The following is a 20563-nucleotide window of genomic DNA, read 5'->3' as shown; positions in this document are numbered from 1 at the left end:
TTGGAACAGCTATACGACTGCCTCAACTGGCTGGAGCAGGCCAAGGGACTCAGCGGGATGATTTGGACCGTGGTTGGGTTCGCGGCCCTGACGGCGGTAATCTCCTATTTCTGCGGCTGCTTTAACGGGGCCGTCATCGTCTCCAAGTATATCCTGCGCGACGACGTGCGCACCCACGGCAGCGGAAACGCAGGCCTCACCAATTTCCACCGCACCTTCGGCGGACCGCTGACCCTGGTGGTCATTCTGCTGGACGTGGTGAAGGCCGTGGCGGCGGTGCTGGTGGGGACCTGGCTCTTGGGCTCCGCTGTGGGGCATGGGGCGCCTGTCTGGGTGGTTCTGGGCAAATACTGGGCCGGACTCTTCTGTATGCTGGGGCATATGTTCCCCTGTATGTTCAAGTTCAAGGGCGGCAAGGGCATCCTCTCCGGCGGCACCATCGCCATCATGCTCGACTGGCGGCTGGCCCTGGTCTGCTGGGGCGGCTTTCTCATCCTCGCCGTGATGACCAAATGGGTTTCCCTTGGCTCCCTCTCCACCGGCATTACATTCCCGCTGATGACCTGGGTGCTCTACCAGAACTGGGTTCTGCTGCTCCTGGGTCTCATCATCGGCGGGCTCATCATCTGGAAGCACCGCGGCAACCTCCGGCGCATCCTCAGGGGCGAGGAGAGCAAGTTCAGCTTCCACCGAAAGTCGTAGCGTTTTGGGAGGTAATCCAACATGAAAATCTCTGTTTTAGGCTCCGGCGGCTGGGGCACGGCCCTGGCGATGGTCCTGCTGGAAAACGGTCATGACGTGACCCTCTGGTCCTACAGCGAGAGGGAGTCCCAGGTCCTGCGGGAGACGGGGGAGAATCCCATGCTGGGGGGGGTGGCCCTGCCCCGGGAGATGCATTTCACGAATGATATGAGCTGTGTCAAGGGCTGTGAGGCGGTTGTGCTTGCCACACCGTCCTTTGCCGTCCGGGAGACCGCCCGCAAGCTCTCCGCCCTGCTGGACCCCGGCACGGTGCTGGTCTCGGTCTCCAAGGGCATTGAAAAGGACACCTCCCTGACCCTTACCGAGGTGATAGCCTCCGAGGTGGGGGCGGGCTTCCCCATTGTGGCCCTCTCCGGCCCCTCCCACGCGGAGGAGGTGGGCCGCCGTGTGCCCACCACCGTGGTCTCGGCCTCCAGGGACCAGCACGCCGCCGAGCTGGTGCAGGACCTCTTCATGAATGAGCGCTTCCGGGTCTACGCCTCCGACGACGTGGTGGGCGTGGAACTGGCCGCCGCCCTTAAAAACGTCATTGCACTGTCCGCCGGCGTCTGCGACGGCATGGGCTTCGGCGACAACACCAAGGCGGCCCTGATGACCCGGGGCCTCACCGAGATCGCCCGCCTGGGCGAGGCGCTGGGCGGACGGAAGGAGACCTTCGCGGGCCTTGCCGGCGTGGGCGACCTGATCGTCACCTGCACGTCCATGCACTCGCGCAACCGCCGCTGCGGCATCCTGATCGGCAAGGGCGCCGGCGTGGACGAGGCCGTGAAGGAGATCGGCGCGGTGGTGGAGGGCTACTACGCCGCCGCCACGGCCAAGGCGCTGGCTGAGAAGACCGGCGTGGAGATGCCCATCACCGAGGCCGCCTACCAGGTGCTCTACTGCGGCAAGGACCCCAGGGCGGTGATCACTGAGTTGATGACCCGTGCCAAGAAGCACGAAATTGAGGAGAGCTGGGTTTAATAACCGAGAGGCCGGTACGCCGCGTATGAGCGGCGTACCGGCCTCTCTTCATGTCATTGTAACCGCCTGTAACGTTTTTTGGGAATATATCTGCTATGATGGGGCAAAGGGGGATGCACCATGAGACGAACCGTGCTTTCCATGCTGCTCGCCCTGCTCCTGCTTCTGAGCGCCTGCAGCCGCCAGGCGCCGGAGGGCGGCGGGCCATCCCCGTCCGGGCCTGCGCCGGCGGCCGGGGTTTGACAATTGGGTGCCGCCGTGATATGCTGCTTCAAATCAAATGGGGGGATGGAGATGGAAAAAATGATACTGCGCCGCCCGACGGAGGCGGACGAGGACCGTGTTTGGGCCTACCGGCAGGCCTTTCTCGACCGGGGCGAGACGGTCCACGGCGGCAGCGCCCTCAGCGCGGCCGAGAGCTATTCCGTCTGGCTGCGGCAGGTCCGGGGCAATCAAAACCCTCAGACCGTCCGTCCCGGCCTTGTGGTCTCGGACACCCTGATGGCAGTCCGGGCGCCGGACGGCGTCCTGGTGGGGTTCATCGACATCCGCCACACCCTCAACGACTTTCTGATGCGCTTTGGCGGGCACATCGGCTACAGCGTCCACCCGGATCTGCGCCGCAGGGGATACGCCGCCGAAATGCTCCGCCTGGCCCTGGACCGCTGCCGGAACGAGCTGGGTCTGGAGCGGGTGCTGCTGACCTGCGGCTTGGAGAACGAGGGCTCCCGCCGCACCATCCTGGCAAACGGCGGCGTGCTGGAGAACGAGATTCCGGAGGAGGACGGCACGCTGGTTCAGCGGTACTGGATTGCGCTTTGATATCTGTGTGCAGGGCTGAGGCTGCCCGCCGGCCCGGACCGGAACAGAATGCGAAAGGAGTGGCGAGATGATACGGCGGATATTGACGCTGGCCCTGGCTGTGGCCGCCGCTCTGTCCCTGGCGGTCTGCACGCCGGCCCGGGAGCCGCAGCCGGTCCCCGCGGATTCGGCTTCGCCTGTCCCCCGCGCTTCAGGGACGGAGGAGGCGGAGGGGGAACTGCTGGCGGCGCTTGCCGGCCTTTTTGACAATACGGAGGATGGGACCATTGTGTTCCGCTGCTGGTTTGAACCCGGCAGCGGGCCTTCGCCCTGGGAAGGAGGCGACAGGGAAACCCTTCTTCCAGAGCTGGAGGCGCTGTTCTCCGCCTGCAGCTGGACCGCCGCAGGGGAGGAGGCCGCAGGGGAGCCCGAAGCGCCGGAGCTCCCGGAGGGGGCCGCCGGAGCGATCCAGCTGATGGGGGGGCTTGAAAACACGGTATGGATGCGCTATAACAGCCCCTATGTCCGTATCGACAGCGGAGAGGGGAGTAGGTACTATCATACTGCGGAGTTCAGGACCCTTTACCGCGGGCTGGAGGAGCTGTGGTACCGGCATATGGGGCCGGAGATTATCTCCGGGCTCCAGGAGGGACTGGACGAGCTGGCACAGGCCGGCAGGGTTACGGCACGCCTGACCAGGCTTGGCCGGGAGGTGGAGGTCTCCGCCCTTCAGATGGAGCAGATAAAGGCATTGATTGGAAGCCGGGACTGGATGCTTCTCCCCGGCGGACCCCAGTCCGGCGGCGTCCGGGGCGAGGCCGGGCTGGTCATTTCCGGCGGAGACGGGCCGGAGTTCAATTTTTACGAGGGCACAGGCTATGTGTGGTACCAATTCTGTCGCCGGAGCTTTTCGCGCGGCGGCGGGGAAGGCTGCTTATTCCCGGAGCTGTGCGCCCTTCTGGGCCTGGACGATGTTGGGCCTGAGCCTTGTATGACGCCGGAGGCGGCGAAAGAGGCGGTTCTGGCCGGGCTGGACGAAATTTTCGCCGCGTCGGAGGACGGGCCGGCGATGTGTTATCACGCGGACCCGGGCAGCGGCTCCTCGCGCTGGGGAAATTTGGACAGCGGGGCACACTCCCGCCTGCGGGAATTGTTCGCCGCCTGCGATTGGACGGACGCGGGCGCGGAGTATACCGGGGAGATAGAGGGGAAAGAGCGCGCAGCGATGCAGCTGTATGATAAAGGGGAAGCCCCTGAGGGCGCGGCGTTTCTGCTCACACTGCACAGCATGGGCGCGGGCGCCGAATTTTCCATGTACCGGGGACAGCCGTCCCTGTTGTAGATAAGTGCTGATGGTAAAAACGTTGTCAATTCCACCAGATGGCCTTGAGAAGAATGAGTCGGTATGATAGTATAATATAAAAATTGTGGGTCACCTTAGGCGGAAAAGGCGCACAAGACAAATCGGATGTTTGACGGGTCGTTTATGTATATAATATGCACAACTAAAAATGAGAAAGGCGGGCTTCGGCCTGCCTTTTGCTTTGATAGCATCAAAGGCAACCCCCGGCTAAGCCGGGGGTAAAAAAGAGCTTAAAGCGAGGAAAAAAGGAGACAAGAAAAAAGCTCCCTGTTAAAGTAGCAGTGGTTTGCCGACCACACAACTAAAAAAACAGGGAGGTCTTCATCGTGAAAGATAAAGACATAAGTAGTTTAGAACATACGAGCTGGAGATGTCAATATCACATAGTATTTGCACCAAAATATCGGCGGATGGAGATATATGGGCAGATTAAACAGGATATAGGAGTGATATTGCGGAAATTGTGCCAGCAAAAGGGGGTAGAGATCATAGAAGCCAAAGCATGCCCAGATCATATCCACATGCTGATTAGTATCCCACCCAAATATAGTGTGACACAAATCATGGGCTATCTGAAAGGAAAGAGTAGTCTAATGATATTCGACCGGCATGCGAATTTGAAGTACAAGTATGGAAACCGCCACTTTTGGGCGAGAGGATATTATGTGGATACGGTAGGCAGAAACAAAAAGCAGATCGCCGAATATATCCGAAACCAATTAGAATCAGACCAGTTGGCAGATCAGCTGGGACTGAAAGAATTTGTTGACCCGTTTACGGGTCGCGAGAACAAGAAGGCGTAAGATAAACCCCTTAAGGGGTAGCCCGTGAAAGAAATGCAGTCGGCAAACCTTTCGGGGCCCCTTAAGGGGCTTCGTCCGTATCATGCCCTTCTAGGGCTTACTCAAGCCCCCGGCTTAGCCGGGGGTTTTGACTTGGAATCATGCACGGAATATAAATCTACCATGTTGTTTCTCTTGTGCTAAATAAAACTTGACTTATGTCCGAAATCGGATATAATATGTTTGTCCGAAATCGGACATGGAGAGGGGCGCTGTATGCACAGATGGAAATTAAACTAAACAGGTACAATTATCTTTCCGGTGAGATAAATGCACTGTACCATGAAATGGCTGTTATGGTGGGAATTTCTGATAGTGTTCAAAACATTTTGTATGTAATGTGTGGAAATGGCGGGCAGTGTTTGCAAAGTGATATTTACAAGTTATCTGGAATTAGCAGACAAACCATAAACTCAGCAATTCGTAAGTTAGAGGATGATGATATTGTGTACCTGAAACAAGGCCCAGGGCGAAATAAAATTGTCTGTCTGACTGAAAAGGGTGAAACATTTGCGAGTGAAAAAGTTTGCCCTTTATTTGAAATTGAAAATAAAATTTTTGACGAATGGTCATTAGAGGAGCAGGACGAGTATTTACGTCTAACGCAGAAATATAGGGATTTGCTAAAAAAACATCTCACAGATTTGGCACCGTAAAGCCGTGCTCTGTAAAAATATCCGGGGCTGTTCGTCTTGCGCAAGAAGGAGCGTAGACACTATGAACAGAGAAAATAAGCGAAAGCAGTATGAAAAGGGCTACTACAAAACACATGCTTGTAAGGATAGTTTTACTTGCAAAGTATGTGGGCGGTTGGTGGTAGCAGATGGCGCAGGCAGCGACCATCGCAATCATTGTCCCAACTGCCTATCCAGCCTTCATGTGGATGATGAACCCGGTGACCGCCAAGCAGATTGTGGTGGTGTCATGGAACCAGTAGGTGTATGGGTTCGTAAAAGCGGAGAATGGGCCATTATTCATCGCTGCCGTCAATGTGGTAAATTTAGTTCAAATCGCATTGCCGCGGATGACAACCCAATGAAACTAATGTCTATTGCGATGAAACCGTTGACGCAACCACCTTTTCCCCTAGATCGTATTGAGGAAATGACCGCTCTTATGGGCGGTGACGGAAGTTTCACAAGAATGTAAACACATAATCCACTAAAATCAAAGGTTGAGATATGCCGATAAGAAATTCCTGTCTATCGAGCCGATTCAAGTACGCATTATTGGCATAATGTGATTCAAGCCGAAGAATCCCCGCGCCGAAGAAGGGTAGGGATTCTTTTGCGTTATTTAACGAAGACCAATTTACCAGACCTAATATCAACACGTTCCTACAACAGGGAGGGACAGCCCTACGTCAAAATGTACGACAGGTACTATGAGACCGGGGACTACGCCCGGCTCTATGAAGACCTGGAACGGCTCTGGTACGAGTATATGGGAGACGGCATCGACGCGTACGTGCAGAATTTGCTGGAGGAACATTTCGCAGGCAGAACCGTCACGGCTCGGGTGGAGCGCGGGGGAGAGGTACTTGCGCGAACGGAATGGGCCTGGTCCGAGGCGGGCCCGCAAATAGTCGCCCTGCTGGCGGAGAGCCGGTGGATATCTGTGCCCACCTGGTACAACAGGCCCCCGGAGGATGCGGAAAGGCTGATTCTGTCGGACGGACAGGGCGGCGAGGTGGTTATCCATGAATGTCGCCCCTTCCTCACGGCGTACGGCTTCCACTACAAGAGCGTGGACGAAGCCGGAGAGGAGAAGCCGCTCTTCGGCGGGATGTGCGGGATTCTGGGGCTGGACGGGCAGGAGCCCCAAGGCTGAGCACCGGATCAGCTTGTCAAAGAAGCCCCTCGGGGCTTCTTTGACAGAAGGCTTCATGACGGATAGGGCTCGATTTCTTGGGAAAAAGCCGCCCCATCCGTCATGAGAAGTGTCATTTCTCAGGCGCATGTCCCCGGAAATGACGGATTCTAACTTGATTGCGTCGTCTGCGGACGACGGAGCTCTGCGAGGCCTTCTCTGCGGAGGGGGGGTTCGACAAGCAGAAGCCGCGCTCAACCAAGTTGAGCGCGGCTTTTTCCATACCGGATGATATTTATTCGCTGCCCTTTCCGTCGTTCCATTTCCAGTCCCGGATCTCGGGCATATCCTCGCCATAGGTGGTGATGTACTGGCGGTGCTCCACCAGCTTGTCCCGCATGAGCTGGATGAGGAACGCGCCCCGGTTGCCCAGCTGGGGCAGGCGCTTCACCGTGTCCATGACCAGGTGGTAGCGGTCGATGTCGTTTTGCACCCGCATGTCGAAGGGGGTGGTGATGGTGCCCTCCTCCTTATAGCCGCGCACGTGGAGCTTCTTGTTGTGGCGGCGGTAGGTCAGCTCATGGACCAGGGTGGGGTAGCCGTGGAAGGCAAAGATGATGGGCTTGTCGGTGGTGAAATAGGCGTCGTAGTCCTCGTCGCTGAGGCCATGGGGATGCTCCGTATGGGGCTGGAGCTTCATCAGATCCACCACGTTGATGACCCGGATGTGCAGCTCCGGCAGATATTTGCGCAGGATGGTCACCGCCGCCAGGGTCTCCAGGGTGGGGGTGTCGCCGCAGCAGGCCATAATCACGTCCGGCTCGCTGCCCTGGTCGTTGGAGGCCCACTGCCAGATGCCGATGCCCTGGGTGCAGTGCTTCACCGCCTGCTCCATGGTGAGCCACTGGGGCCGGGAGTGCTTGGAGGCGATGATCACGTTGACGTAATTGCGGCTCTTGATGCAGTGGTCGAAGGTGGATAGCAGGCAGTTGGTGTCGGGGGGGAGGTAGAGGCGCACCACATCCGCCTTTTTATTCGCCACATGGTCAAGGAAGCCGGGGTCCTGGTGGGTGAAGCCGTTGTGGTCCTGCTGCCAGGCGTTGGAGGAGAGCACATAGTTCAGCGACGCCACGTCCTGTCGCCAGGGGAGCTGGCGGCAGACCTTGAGCCATTTGGCATGCTGGGAGAACATGGAGTCGATGATGCGGATAAAGGCCTCGTAGCTGACGAAGACGCCGTGCCGCCCGGTGAGGAGGTAGCCCTCCAGCCAGCCCTGGCACATGTGCTCGGAGAGCATGGCGTCCATCACCCGGCCGTCGGGGTCCAGGTCGGTGTCCCCCTCCAGCAGCTCGTTGTTCCAGCGGCGGCCTGTGGCTTCAAAGACGGGCTCCAGGCCGTTGGACATGGCCTCGTCCGGAGCGAACAGCCGGAAGTTGCGGGCCTCGGCGTTGAGCTTCACCACGTCCCGCAGATACTTGGCCAGCTCCGTCATGTCCTCGCCGCTCACCGCGCCGGGGGCGGGCACGTCCACCGTATAGCTGCGGAAGTCGGGCCTGCGCAGGTCCCGGAGGAGCTGGCCGCCGTTGGCGTGGGGGTTGGCGCCCATGCGGCGGTTCCCCACGGGGGCGAGCTCCCGCAGGGCGGGGATGAGGCGGCCCGTGTCGTCAAAGAGCTCCTCGGGCCGGTAGCTGCGCATCCACGCCTCCAGCTCCCTGATGTGCCTGGGATCGGTGGCGTTGGCGGTCAGAGGGACCCGGTGGGCCCGGGCGGTGCCCTCCAGGGGCAGGCCGTCCACCTCCTTGGGGCAGGTCCAGCCCTTGGGGGAGCGGATGACCACCATGGGCCAGCGGGGCCGGGTGGGGTCGTTTTGGCCTCTGGCGTGCTCCTGGATGCGGCTGATCTCGCGCACCGCCCAGTCCAGGGCGGCGGCCATGGTCTGGTGCATCTGGGCGCTCTCCTCCCCCTCCACAAAGCGGGGCTCCCAGCCGCAGCCCTTGAAGAACATCTCGGTCTCCTCCCGGGTGATGCGGCCGAAGACGGAGGGGTTGGCGCTCTTGTAGCCGTTGAGGTGGAAGATGGGCAGCACCGCGCCGTCGGTCATGGGGTTGAGGAACTTGGTGCCCTGCCAGGCGGTGGCCAGGGGTCCGGTCTCGGCCTCGCCGTCCCCCACCACGCAGGCGGCGATGAGATCCGGGTTGTCCATCACCGCGCCGAAGGCGTGGGCCAGGGAGTAGCCCAGCTCGCCGCCCTCGTTGATGGAGCCCGGGGCCTCGGGCCCCAGGTGGCTGGGGATGCCGCCGGGGAAGGCGAACTGCCGGAAGAGGCGCTTCATGCCCTCCTCATCCTGGCCCACGTTGGGATAGATCTCGCTGTAGGTCCCCTCCAGATAGGTCTGGGAGACCACCGCCTCGCCCCCGTGGCCCGGCCCTGTTACATAGATCATGTTGAGGCCGCCCCTCAGGATGACCCGGTTAAGGTGGGTGTAGATAAAGTTCTGCCCCGGCACGGTCCCCCAGTGGCCCACGGTGTGGCGCTTGAGGTGCTCGGGCCGCAGGGGCTCCCGGAGCAGGGGGTTGTCCAGCAGGTAGAGCTGGCCCACGGAGAGGTAGTTGGCCGCCCGCCAGTAGGCGTCCATTTTACGCAGCTGATCCTGGTCCAGCGGCCCGCGCTTGGACATACGGGCCGCAGATTTAAGGACCGGCTTAGATTCCGTCTTAGCTGTTTTAGCCATTGGAAAGGCCTCCTATAACGCGATAAATCACCCTTATTATCCTAAATTATAGGGTAGAAGTCAAGAGTTACGGTGGAATAAAAGCGAAAAAAGAGGCTGCCGAACGGGGCAGCCCCTTTTTACTGTGTCCTTAGAGCCCATTTCCGGGACCGATGAGGGCGGCGGGTCCCGTGAGGGGGCGCTACACGCCGCCCACGGCCTCAAGCAGAAAATCTACCCCAAGGGAGAGAACCCCGTCCCGGTACTCCAGGGTAGCGGTGAGGGTGGCCAGGTCGGTGGCCTCGCCGCCCATGGCGGCGGGAAGGCCCAGAGTGATGACGGCCTTGACGCCGGCGTCCTCAAAGCGGAAGAAGATCTGGCGGCCCACGATGAGGGGGCCGTCCACTGCCACGCCCGTGTCGGGCAGCCAGCCGGAGACCGAGGTGAGCCAGGCCCTGCCGCCGGGGGTGTCCACTTGACCTGCGGAGAGGGTGAACTCGTGGTCGTCCCAGGTGTAGGAGAGGTTGGAGGAAAGCGCGGCGCGCAGATCTGCCGCATCCCCGAAGGAGGCGTCGGACCAGGAAGCGCCGTCCCGGCCGTAGATATGCAGCTCGAACCGGGGCCACAGTACGTCGCCGTCCAGGCCGTATTTTTCGCTCAGGGGGTCCAGGGCCATCAGATAGCGCACGGCCAGCTCCTCGCTGCCGTCGCCGTCGAAGTCCCGCCACACCAGCAGGGGCAGGTCCTGAAACTGACGCTCCAGGGGGAAGTAGGAAAACTCCCCGCCCTGCCGCAGCAGCACGCCGGGCCGGGCGAGGTTCAGCAGATAGAGGGAGATGTCCGCCTCCGGCACGGCGCCCACCAGGGAGAGCCGCTCGGTCCACAGATCCGGGGCCGCCGCCGTCTGTGTGGGGAGGGAGTCCACGTCGATGTCCTCCATGCCGAAGTTCTCACCCCAGACCAGCCCCTGGTCTCCGGGCGCGCCGGACGCTGCGGGAGTGGGGGCGGGCGCGGACGAGACTGCCGGGGCGGGGGTGGGCGTCGGCGTGCCGGACGGGGAGGTCTTGCCGGTGCAGCCCGCCAGCAGCGCCAGGGCCGCCAGCAGGGGGAGAATGCGTTTTTTCATGGTATCACTCCAAAGACGGTATTCACCCGTCAATTCTCAGTTCCGCCGCACTCCAGCACGGAGATCTTCTCCCGGTAAATCTTCCGGTAGAACGCCAGCGCCACGAGGCAGGAAACACCCTCGGCCAGGGGGACGCACCACCACACCAGCTCCGGGGCGGTAAAAGCCAGGAGGAGGCACACGGGCAGGACGATGACGAGCTGCCGCAGCAGGGAGATGATCAGGCTGAACATGGGCGCGCCCAGGGCCTGGAAGGCGGCTCCCAGGATGATGGACACTCCGGCGAAGAGGAAGGAGGCGGCCAGGATGCGCAGGGCGGGAATTCCCATCGCCATTGCCATTGGCTCCTGTTCCGCGCCGAAAATACCCATCAGCGCGCCGGGGAACAGGAGGAAGAGGAGCATCCCCACGCCCATAATAGCAAGGGCCAGCGCCAGAGCAAAGTGAATTCCGCCGGTAATGCGCTTTTTCTGCCGGGCGCCGTAGTTGTAGCTGAGGACGGGCGTCATGCCGTTGTTGAGGCCGAAGACCGGCATGAAGACGAAGGACTGGAGCTTGAAATAGGAGGTGAGCACGAAAACCGGAGCGTTTCCGAAGCGCTCCACGATCCGGGGCAGGCTGAGGATTTTGTTCATGCCCATGGTCATCACCGTGTTGAGGGACTGCATCACAATGGCCGGGCCGCCGATGCGGTAGATGTCCCGGATGGTCCCGGCGCTGGGCCGGAATCCCCGGAGGGAGATGGGGAGCGACCTGTTCCGCCCCACCAGCACGAAGCCCACCACCATGCCCACGATCTGGCCGAAGACGGTGGCGATGGCCGCGCCGGCGACCCCCATGGCGGGGAAGGGCCCCAGACCGAAGATGAGCACCGGGTCCAGCACCAGGTTAATGACCGCGCCGATGCCCTGAATCACCATCGGGCCGATGGGGTCGCCGATGCCCTGGAGCACCCGCTCCCCGGCGAACTGCATGCACACGCCGATGGACAGCGTGGTGACGATGGTCAGGTACTGGCCGCCGTAGCGGACCACGTTGGGGTCGGAATTGAAGAAGCCCACGAAGGACCGGCCGAAGACCAGCCCGAAGATGAGAAAGGCCACCCAGGTCAGCAGGTAGACAAAGTAGCCGTTCACCGCCACCGCGTTGGCCTCCCCGGCCCGGTTTTCGCCCAGGCGGCGGGAGAGCATGGCGTTTACGCCCACGCCGGTGCCCACGCAGATGGCGATCATCATGGTCTGGGCGGGGTAGGCCAGACCCAGGGCCACGAAGGCGTCCGCATCGATGCGGGCCACAAAGTAGCTGTCCACCATGTTGTAGAGCGCCTGAATGAGCATGGACAGCATCATGGGCCAGGACATGTGCACGATAAGCTGCCGGATGGGCATGGCGCCCATCTTGTTGTTGTTCTCCGCCAAATTTCTCTTCCTTCCATTCGTCCAAAAAAACAACAGGTCTTCTTGGGGGCGCATCTGGAGGATGCGCCCCGGAAAACCCGTTGTCCATTGATACGTCTTTTGGCGGCCGGGGGGAGCGACGGGACGTTATCCCGGCAGCCTGACATTCAGTTGTTGCAGAGATATTATAATGCCTTGGTGTACCGCAAGTCAACACATACCGCGTCGGGCGGGAAGGGAATGTCGGCGTGGGTGCCGTCCCAGGCGAAGCCGTGGGCGGCATAGAACCGCCGGGCCTTCCCGTTCTCCCGCAGGACGAAGACAAACGCACTGTCGTGTCCGTCCGCCTTCAGGCGGCGAAGGGCCTCCTCAAATAGCAGCCCGCCGTAGCCCCTGCCCCGCTCCGCCGGGTGGGTGTAGAAGGAGATAATCTCACCCCAGCCGGCGTAGGCGTCGTTGGGGAAGACGGTTGCCTCCCCGGCGTTGTAGTTCTGGGTGCGGGCGGCTCCGTAGTTGAGGCAGGAGACGGGGGTGTCGTCTCTGTAAAGGAGAAGACCGTGACATCTGCCCAGCTCATAATCCTCGCGGAAGAACTTCACCCAGCGGTCGTCGGTAATCTCCCGGGCCATATAGTCGCCGGGCACATAGCCGGCATACGTGTCCCGCCATCCCAGAGCATGGATGAGGGACATGGCTATAAAGTGCTCAGACTTGCAGGCGTCGACAAAATGCAGGTTTTCCATACAGGTAATCACATCCATGAGAAGGGGTGGCGGGACACGCCGCGCCGAATGGCGCGCACAGGTGTTTCGGTCCTTCCGCCGGGGCCGAAACCCTGCTGCCGGGGCAATTCACTTGCCCCGGCAGATAAAAAGCCAGGGTCCCCGGCGGGCGTCAGCCCGCGGGGATATCCCGCCATCCCAGAGCATGGATGAGGGACATGGCTATAAAGTGCTCAGACTTGCAGGCGTCGACAAAATGCAGGTTTTCCATACAGGTTATCACATCCATGAGAAGGGATGGCGGGACACGCCGCGCCGGATGGCGCACACAGGCGTTTCGGCCCCCGCGGGGGCCGAAACTCTGATGCCGGGCAATTTACTTGTCCCGGCAGATAAGAGCCGGGTCCCCCGGTGGGCGTCAGCAAAACATGCCTATACGGTCTGGGGCTCCCTGCCGTCCGCGCACGCCCCGGCGGCGGGCGCCTCCTCGTGGGTCTTCGCCAGGGCCCGGGCGTTGGCCAGCATGAGCTTAATGCGGTTTTCCTGGTTGATTTTGGTGGCGCCGGGGTCGTAGTCGATGGCCACCACGTTGCTCCAGGGGTAGTCGTCCTTCAGCTTGCGAATCATGCCCTTGCCAACGATGTGGTTGGGGAGGCATCCGAAGGGCTGGGTGCAGACGATGTTGGGCACCCCCGTGTTGATGAGCTCCAGCATCTCGGCGGTGAGGAGCCAGCCCTCGCCCATCTTGTTGCCGTCGCCCAGGTAACCCTTGATGTAGCCGTGCAGATCGTCGAAGTCGCCGGGGGCGCGGAAACGGCCGTCCCGCTTGAGGGTGTCGATCATCGCCCGCTGCTTCTTTTTGACGTACCCGGCGAATATCCGGCAGACCGCCTGCTTAATCCACTTGCCGCCGTAGATATCCACGTCCACGTCCCGGTTGTAGATTTTGAAGATGACAAAGTCGGCCAGACCCGGCACCACCGGCTCGGCCCCCTCGGAGAGGAGGAAGTGCTCCAGATTGTTGTTGCCCAGGGGGGAGTACTTCACGTAAATCTCGCCCACCACGCCCACGCGGACCTTCTGCTCACCGGCCACGGGGACGGCCTTGAAGACCTCGATAATGCGCTCGAAATTGGCGATCATGGACTTGTGGGTCATGCCCTTGCCTTCGTTCATGCCTGAGAGGAGGAAGTCCATGCAGGTCTCAATGGCCCGGTCCGTGTCGCCGGGATTGACCTCGTAGGGCCGGACCTGGTTGGCCGTGTTCATGATGATGTCGCCGTAGAATACGGCGAAAACCGCCTTGCGGATGAAGCCCAGGGACAGCTTAAAGCCGGGGTTGTGCTCCAGGCCGGAGAGGTTTACGGAGATGACGGGCACGTAGGCCAGATCCGCCTTCTCCAGGGCCTTGCGCAGCATATGGATGTAGTTGGAGGCCCTGCAGCCGCCGCCGGTCTGGGTGATGACCAGCGCTACCTTGTGCGGGTCGTATTTGCCGCTTTTCACCGCGTCGATGAGCTGGCCGATGACCAGAATCGCGGGGAAGCACGCGTCGTTGTGGACGTATTTCTGGCCGTAGTCCAAAATGCTCTTGCCGGTGGTGTTGAGCATCTCCACCTTGTAGCCCTCGGTCTGCATGATGCGCACCAGCATGGCGAAATGCATGGGCAGCATCTGGGGCACCAGGAGGGTGTACTCCTCCTTCATCTCCTTGGTGAAGAGGAGCCTGCCGGTGTTGTCATAAACTAATTCTGCCATAAGCCTTGATCCTTTCTGTGGGGAACGGGCGGGATGAGCCACGCCTACGCCTGATTGAGTTGGGGCGGGATTTTCTGCGCGTACAGATATCCGAACGCCGGCCGGAACCCGGCGCTGATGGCGACATTTTGGGAGATGATGTGGCTCTCGGCCGTGCCGTAGAAGGGGACGATATCCCGGGAGAGCAGTTCGTCTCTGATGAGGGCGGTCAGATTGGCCGCCAGCCCCCGGCCCCGGTACGGGGGGAGGACCGTGATGCCGATCTGCCACAGCCGCGCCCCGTCACGGCTGACCCCCGCCATGGCGCATGGCGCGCCGGTCCCATCCAGGGCGGCCACCGCCAGCATGTCGGGGAACAGGGGGTTGAAGGCCAGCGGGCCGTCCCAGCGGCAGTCGCCCCGGAACTGTTCCAGCTCCGCCCCCTCATACCAGCGCACCGGCTGGAGGGGCGCCGCGGGCACCGCCGGAAGAGCGGGGAGAAAGTAACGCACGGCCTCGCCGAGCTCGTACCCGAAGGGGGCGAGTGCTGCGTCTATTTTTTTCAGGGAGTTGAACTTGAAGAGCCACTCCGCCTGCCGGGGCGTCAAAAATTCCCGCGCCCAGGGCAGCAGGGGGGCGGCGCAGGCGGCTTTCAGCACGCCGTTCCAGACCGCCAGCTCCAGAAAGGGCGCGTCCTCGCCGTACCTCCGCCGTCCGGGCAGATCCCGCCACTCCAGCACCGTGTTCTCAGGGGCGTCAAGCAAACTTGCCTCACAGCCCAGATCCAGCGCCAGCTGGTTTTTCACAATGGACCGGATTTGTTCTTTCAGTAACATGGAAGATACTCCTGACCGGCGCAAAAAGCGCCGAGGGCTTGCGCGGGACGCCCTCTCTGCATTTTTCTCCGCTCTGACGTTGGCGTCCCTGCCCGACGGCTCAGCGCTTCCGGGCGTCAATGGCGGCCATCAGCGAGCGGATTCGGATTCTGACCGCGCCCAGGTTGTTAATATCGTCGATTTTGAGCTGAGTGTAAAGCTTTCCGCCCTCCTCCAAAATGGAGCGCAGCTCGTCGGTGGTGATGGCGTCGGTGCCGCAGCCGAAGGACACCAGCTGGACCACCTGCATATCGCTCTGGGTGCAGACGTAGCGGGCGGCGTTGTACATCCGGCTCTGGAAGGTCCACTGGTTGAGAACCTTCCGGCTCTCATAGCCCTCCAGGTGGCTCAGCGCGTCCTCTGTGACCAGGACAAAGCCGAAGGAGGTGATGAGGTCGTTGATGCCGTGGTTGATCTCCGGATCGATGTGGTAGGGCCGCCCGCAGACCACCAGGATAGGCATATTGTTGGCCCTGGCGTACTCGACGTACTGCTTCCCAGTGGCGCGGATGTCGGCCAGGTAGGCGTCGTAGGCGTCGTAGGCCGCCCGCACGGCCGCCGCGGTCTCCTTTTTGGGGATGGAAAACTCCTCCTCCATCATCCTGGCGATCCGCTTCTCAAAGTCCTTGCGCCGCCACAGGCCCACGTAGGGGTCCAGATAGCGGGTCTGCTTCAAAACGGGCATATTGGCGGCCAGCAGCTCGGGGTAGTAGGCCACCACCGGGCAGTTAAAGTGGTTGTCGCCGATGCCCTCGTCGTTGTTGTAGGACATGCAGGGGTACCAGATGGCGTCCACACCCTGCTCCACCAGGGCCTCCACGTGGCCGTGCAGCAGCTTGGCGGGGTAGCACACGGTGTCGGAGGGGATGGTGTGCTGGCCTTTGATGTAGAGCTTTCGGGTGGACTCGGGGGAGAGGACCACCTCGAAGTTGAGGCGCGTGAAGAACTCGAACCAGAAGGGAAGGTTCTCGTACATATTGAGGCCGAAGGGAATGCCCATCCTGCCGCGGACGCCGCTGCCGCTCCCCCTGCCCTCCAGGGCCCTGAGCTTCTTGTATTTGTAGTTCATCAGGTCCGGCAGCTCCACCTTCTCCTTGCCCAGGGGGCGGGAGCAGCGGTTGCCGGAGATAAACTTCCGCCCGCCGTCGAACTGGTTGACGGTGAGGGAGCAGTGATTGGTGCACAGGCCGCAGGTGACAGGTTTTGCACTGTGGGTGAAGCCATGTAAAGCCTTTTCGCTTAACAGCGCACTCTTCTCCAGATGGAGGTCCCTGGCGGCCAGAGCCGCGCCGAAGGCGCCCATCAGCCCTGCGATGGTGGGGCGGGTGACGTTCCGGCCCAGCTCCTGCTCGAAGGCGCGCAGCACCGCGTCGTTATGGAAGGTGCCGCCCTGGACCACAATGTGCCTGCCAAGGTCGTCGGCGCTGGCAGCCCGGATAACCTTGTAGACCGCGTTTTTCACGATGGAGATGGAGAGGCCCGCGCTGATGTCCTCCACGCCCGCGCCGTCCTTCTGGGCCTGCTTCACGCTGGAGTTCATGAACACGGTGCAGCGGGAGCCCAGGTTCACCGGATGGGGTGCGAAGAGGCCGATTTTAGCAAAGTCGGCGATGGTGTACCCCAGGGCCTTGGCAAAGGTCTCAATAAAGGAGCCGCAGCCCGATGAGCAGGCCTCGTTGAGCATGATGGAGTCCACGGCGCCGTTGCGGATTTTAAAGCACTTCATATCCTGGCCGCCGATGTCGATGATGAAGTCCACGTCGGGGTTGAAGTGGGCGGCGGCATTGAAGTGGGCCACCGTCTCCACCAGGCCCAGATCGCAGGAGAAGGCGTTTTTAATGAGTTCCTCGCCGTACCCGGTGACGGCGCTGCCCCGGATGGTGACGCGCCCGCCGCAGAGCCGGTAAATCTCCTTCAATTGCTCGAGCACGATAGCCACGGGATTCCCCTGGTTGGAGTGGTAATAAGTATAGAGAAGGCCGCCGTCGGGCGCGATGAGGGCCACCTTGGTGGTGGTGGATCCGGCGTCGATGCCCAGGTAGGCGTCCCCGGCGTAGGTATGGATATCCGCCTCGGGCGGGTGGTTGGCGTCGTGCCGGGTCAGGAAGGCGGCGTAGTCGGCCTCGTCGGTGAAGAGGGGGGGCATGGTATCCACGGTGTTGGCGGCATCCACGCTCTCCTCCAGCTTGCGCAGCAGATCGTCGAAGGGGTGGTCGGCGTAGTCGGCGGCGCAGAGGGCCGCGCCAATGCCGGCGAAGCAGTCGCCGTCCTCGGGGAAGACGGCGTGCTCGCCGTCCAAATGGAGGGTCTCCACAAAGCGCGCCCGCAGCCCCATGAGGAAGTGGAGGGGGCCGCCCAGGAATACGATCTTGCCCTTGAGCTCCCGGCCCTGGGTCAGGCCGGCCACGGTCTGGTCCACCACGGCCTGGAAGATGGAGGCGGCCACGTCCTCCTTCCGCCCGCCCTGGTTCAGGATGGGCTGGATGTCGCTCTTGGCGAACACGCCGCATCGGGAGGCAATGGGGTAGATCTTCTCGTGGTTCAGGGATAGGGCGTCCAGCTCGTTCACGCTTACGTTCATCAGCGTGGCCATCTGGTCGATAAAGGCCCCGGTGCCGCCGGCGCAGGAGCCGTTCATCCGCTCCTCCAGCGCGCCGCCGAAGAAAATGATCTTGGCGTCCTCGCCGCCCAGCTCGATTACCGCGTCCGTGTCCGGGTAGTACTGCGTGACGGCGGCGGCGGTGGCGTAGACCTCCTGCACAAAGTCGATGCCGCCGGCCTTTGCCACGCCCAGGCCGGCGGAGCCGGTGATCACCAGCTTTACGTCCTTGCCGGAGAGCAACTCCTTAATAGAGTTCAGCGTCTCGCAGGCCCGCTCCCGGGCCTTGGAGTAGTGCCGCTCATAGGAGCGGAACAATAGTTTATTGTCTTCGTCCAGCACCACCACCTTGACGGTGGTGGAGCCGATGTCGATTCCGATGCGCAGGCTCATGGCCTTCACTCCTAACATTGGCTAATGGCAAATGGTGAATGAGTAGAATGGGGAAAGAGGCCGAACTGCTGGTCATTCACCGTTCATGATTCTCTATTCGTTAAAACGCCCCCCGCGCTCCATATCAGGAAGGGCCATTTTTCCCGTAGCCTACATCATAAAACAAAATCGCGGATTTTGCAACCATAACCTAGTGGAGTGCAGGATATTCCGCACTTGGAAATTTGAAGGGGCGGAGAGGCGGAAGGGGCGGGCGGCGTACCGTTTTTCAGTGGTATGCTTCGCCTTGCGGGAAGGCCGGGAGCCCGTTTTGACTGCCTATGCTGCGTAGACCCGCCGACTGCTGTTTGATTCTTGATACCAAGTAAGGCGTACTATGCCAAATGCCCATAATCTTGGCGGCTGTCTCTGCTGTTTAAGGATAAGAAGGATTATGCCACGTATGCCTGACACCACAGACAAAATTCCCCATAGAAAAGAAGTAACATCAATTGTTGTTTCAAAACATCAAATGCTTGCAATAAATGGAAGATTTTTTACCTGGAGGTATTGGACCAAAGCCACAAATGTTATCTCATGATAACCCCGGTTACAATCATCCAGGGCTTGCCTTAGCCGCCCAATGCATATTTTTTCTTACTCCAATATTCGATATTAACATACAAATGCACGCCCTTCAATGGATGTGTCAAAATCGCCGGGGCCTTTTTCGGCGACAAGCGGCGGAAAGGGACGGTCGGGCGGATCTATACGCCCGGCCGCTGTATGTCCGTGCGTTTATTCTGACTGCGCGGGATTTTAAGAGGATTTTAAGGAAGCCTCTATTGTTTTTGAAACCCGGCCTCCTGTATAATGACAGCAACGACAGAAGAGAAGACAGGAAGGCGTTATATGATGAACAGAGAAGAATATCTTCAGGAGCTCTATGCGCGGTTAAGCAACCGCCTGCCCCGGCAGGAGCTGGACAATGTGATGAAGTACTACGAGGAGTACTTTGACGAGGCGGGGAGCGCGCGGGAGCAGGAGATCATCGCCGAGCTGGGCACCCCCGCGGAGCTGGCCGCCGAGATTGCCGGCAGAAAGCCCACCGAGACGCAGTACGTCTACGAGCCCAGGCCGCGCCGCCGGCGCTCCGCGGGACAGATTGTCCTGCTGGCCTGCCTCTCGCCCATCTGGGTGCCCCTGCTGATTGCGGCTGTGGCTGTGGTGTTCTCCCTCATCGTGGCCCTCTTCGCTGTGGCGGGCAGCATCGCCGCCGCAGGCCTGGGGTGCGTGCTGGCCGGCATCTTCTCCATCTGGTGCGGCTTCACCGCCATTTTCTCCGGCGGCATCCCCACCCTGATGTTCTTCGGCGGCGCGGGCCTTTTCATCGCGGCGCTGGGCCTGCTGCTCTTCCTGGGCGGCGTGGCCCTGTGCGGGCTCTGCGGCAAGGGCACGGCGGCATTCTGCCGCATGATATTCGGCGGCGGCAATAAGCGGGAGGTGATGGCATGAAGAAGCTGGCAAAGGTTCTGGCGGGCGTGGCCGCGCCGCTGTTCCTGGTGGGCGTGATTCTGATGGGTGCGGGCTGGGCCATGGGCGCCCAGACCGAGCTGACGGTCAATATCGGCGGTCATCCCGTCAACGTGGGCTTCACCGGTTTTTACCCCCACGCCGGCAGTGATTCCATAGAGGCCGCCTCCGGCAGCGCCGCGGGGGAACGGGACCTGGCGGCCTTCGATAAGATTGAAATCGACGTGAGCATGGGCGATGTGAACTTCATTGTGGCCGACGATTACGGCGTGGACCTCACCTGGTACGGTAAAAACTACGAGCTGCACTATACCAACGAGAACGGCAGACTCAAGGTCTGGAGCACCTCGCTGCCCGATGTGGGCGTCAATCTGAGCACAAAGTACGGCGGCACCGTCACGGTCTACCTGCCCCGGGACGCCCGGATGGAGGAGGTGGACGTGACCACCGCCCTGGGCGACATCAGCATGACCAGCTTCCAGACCGATAAGATGGAGGTCCTGGCCGACCTGGGCGATGTGTATCTCTACGACGCGCTAATCGTCGAGGGAAATATGACCCTCTCCCTGGGGGACCTCCAGATTTCCGACGTGACCGCCCGCGACCTGACCCTGGACCTCTCCCTGGGCGACCTGACCGCCGCCCGGCTGACCACCGAGAAGTCCCTTGATATCGAGAACAGCATGGGTCTGGTGGATATCGGCGGAAGTTTCGCCGGCACGACCGAAATCTCCAGCAGCCTGGGCGACGTGAACGTCTCCACCGACCTGTCCGGGCGGGACTACGGCTACGACATGGACGTGAGCATGGGCGATATCTATATCGACGGCGTGGAGCAGAAGCACAGCGTCAGCCGCAGCGGCGGGGCCCACTACCTGGAGATCGACAACGATATGGGCGACATTACCGTCTATTTCGGCTAAAAATAACTCAAAGCCGTCCGGTCAATTAC

Annotated in this window: 18 protein-coding genes; 11 read left to right on the top strand and 7 right to left on the bottom strand. The window is 61.0% G+C overall.

The window, feature by feature from the left end; genetic code table 11:
• From H8S62_RS14770 to H8S62_RS14735, 9 genes are all read left to right on the top strand, one after another.
• Positions 1-702, top strand: a complete 702-nt coding sequence (locus tag H8S62_RS14770) for a glycerol-3-phosphate acyltransferase (protein WP_243141877.1) — start codon at positions 1-3, stop codon at positions 700-702.
• Between the two features lie 21 nt (positions 703-723).
• Positions 724-1725, top strand: coding sequence for an NAD(P)H-dependent glycerol-3-phosphate dehydrogenase (locus tag H8S62_RS14765; protein WP_155149742.1), 1002 nt, complete (start codon positions 724-726; stop codon positions 1723-1725).
• A gap of 120 nt (positions 1726-1845) precedes the next feature.
• A complete protein-coding gene (locus H8S62_RS18405; RefSeq protein ID WP_279233761.1) occupies positions 1846-1968 on the top strand; it encodes a hypothetical protein in 123 nt (40 codons plus the stop codon).
• A gap of 51 nt (positions 1969-2019) precedes the next feature.
• Positions 2020-2547 (top strand): GNAT family N-acetyltransferase, encoded by a 528-nt coding sequence (locus H8S62_RS14760; protein WP_155149744.1) that lies wholly within the window; start codon positions 2020-2022, stop codon positions 2545-2547.
• 67 nt (positions 2548-2614) lie between these two features.
• The gene (locus H8S62_RS14755) at positions 2615-3868 is read left to right on the top strand and encodes a hypothetical protein (protein WP_186920049.1); all 1254 of its coding nucleotides are present in this window, start codon (positions 2615-2617) and stop codon (positions 3866-3868) included.
• Positions 3869-4215: 347 nt separating this feature from the next.
• Complete coding sequence (gene tnpA / locus H8S62_RS14750; RefSeq protein ID WP_186920048.1) at positions 4216-4692, top strand: IS200/IS605 family transposase; 477 nt, start codon at positions 4216-4218, stop codon at positions 4690-4692.
• A 263-nt stretch (positions 4693-4955) separates the two neighbouring features.
• Positions 4956-5387, top strand: coding sequence for a MarR family winged helix-turn-helix transcriptional regulator (locus H8S62_RS14745; RefSeq protein WP_186920046.1), 432 nt, complete (start codon positions 4956-4958; stop codon positions 5385-5387).
• Positions 5388-5448: 61 nt separating this feature from the next.
• Positions 5449-5880 (top strand): RNHCP domain-containing protein, encoded by a 432-nt coding sequence (locus H8S62_RS14740; protein ID WP_186920045.1) that lies wholly within the window; start codon positions 5449-5451, stop codon positions 5878-5880.
• A 219-nt stretch (positions 5881-6099) separates the two neighbouring features.
• Complete coding sequence (locus tag H8S62_RS14735; RefSeq protein WP_186920043.1) at positions 6100-6561, top strand: hypothetical protein; 462 nt, start codon at positions 6100-6102, stop codon at positions 6559-6561.
• A gap of 274 nt (positions 6562-6835) precedes the next feature.
• Here the strand turns inward: H8S62_RS14735 and H8S62_RS14730 are convergent, their stop codons facing one another.
• From H8S62_RS14730 to H8S62_RS14700, 7 genes are all read right to left on the bottom strand, one after another.
• The gene (locus H8S62_RS14730) at positions 6836-9217 is read right to left on the bottom strand and encodes a phosphoketolase family protein (protein WP_243141885.1); all 2382 of its coding nucleotides are present in this window, start codon (positions 9215-9217) and stop codon (positions 6836-6838) included.
• Positions 9218-9452: 235 nt separating this feature from the next.
• A complete protein-coding gene (locus H8S62_RS14725; RefSeq protein ID WP_186920041.1) occupies positions 9453-10376 on the bottom strand; it encodes a hypothetical protein in 924 nt (307 codons plus the stop codon).
• A 29-nt stretch (positions 10377-10405) separates the two neighbouring features.
• Positions 10406-11794 carry an MATE family efflux transporter gene (locus H8S62_RS14720; RefSeq protein ID WP_243141878.1) on the bottom strand — a complete coding sequence of 463 codons (1389 nt, stop codon included), beginning with the start codon at positions 11792-11794 and terminating at the stop codon, positions 10406-10408.
• Between the two features lie 164 nt (positions 11795-11958).
• Entirely contained in the window at positions 11959-12516 is a 558-nt protein-coding gene (locus tag H8S62_RS14715; RefSeq protein ID WP_155149754.1) for a GNAT family N-acetyltransferase, read from the bottom strand.
• A gap of 411 nt (positions 12517-12927) precedes the next feature.
• A complete protein-coding gene (locus H8S62_RS14710; RefSeq protein ID WP_186920038.1) occupies positions 12928-14253 on the bottom strand; it encodes a 2-hydroxyacyl-CoA dehydratase in 1326 nt (441 codons plus the stop codon).
• 44 nt (positions 14254-14297) lie between these two features.
• Positions 14298-15068, bottom strand: coding sequence for a GNAT family N-acetyltransferase (locus tag H8S62_RS14705; RefSeq protein ID WP_155149758.1), 771 nt, complete (start codon positions 15066-15068; stop codon positions 14298-14300).
• A gap of 100 nt (positions 15069-15168) precedes the next feature.
• Positions 15169-18099 (bottom strand): acyl-CoA dehydratase activase, encoded by a 2931-nt coding sequence (locus H8S62_RS14700; RefSeq protein WP_186920036.1) that lies wholly within the window; start codon positions 18097-18099, stop codon positions 15169-15171.
• 891 nt (positions 18100-18990) lie between these two features.
• Here H8S62_RS14700 and H8S62_RS14695 point away from each other — a divergent pair.
• Both H8S62_RS14695 and H8S62_RS14690 read left to right on the top strand, forming a co-directional pair.
• Positions 18991-19593, top strand: a complete 603-nt coding sequence (locus H8S62_RS14695) for a DUF1700 domain-containing protein (RefSeq protein WP_186920034.1) — start codon at positions 18991-18993, stop codon at positions 19591-19593.
• Positions 19590-20534: a DUF4097 family beta strand repeat-containing protein gene (locus H8S62_RS14690; protein WP_155149763.1), complete on the top strand. Its 945-nt coding sequence runs from the start codon at positions 19590-19592 to the stop codon at positions 20532-20534. The genes H8S62_RS14695 and H8S62_RS14690 overlap by 4 nt, the downstream gene beginning before the upstream one ends.
• Positions 20535-20563: the final 29 nt, after the last annotated feature.

Origin of the sequence: Lawsonibacter faecis, assembly GCF_014287675.1 — a bacterium.
Classification (GTDB): Bacteria; Bacillota; Clostridia; order Oscillospirales; family Oscillospiraceae; genus Pseudoflavonifractor; species Pseudoflavonifractor faecis.
Note: the sequence above shows the minus strand (reverse complement) of the source record. Positions and strands in the feature narration are given on the sequence as shown.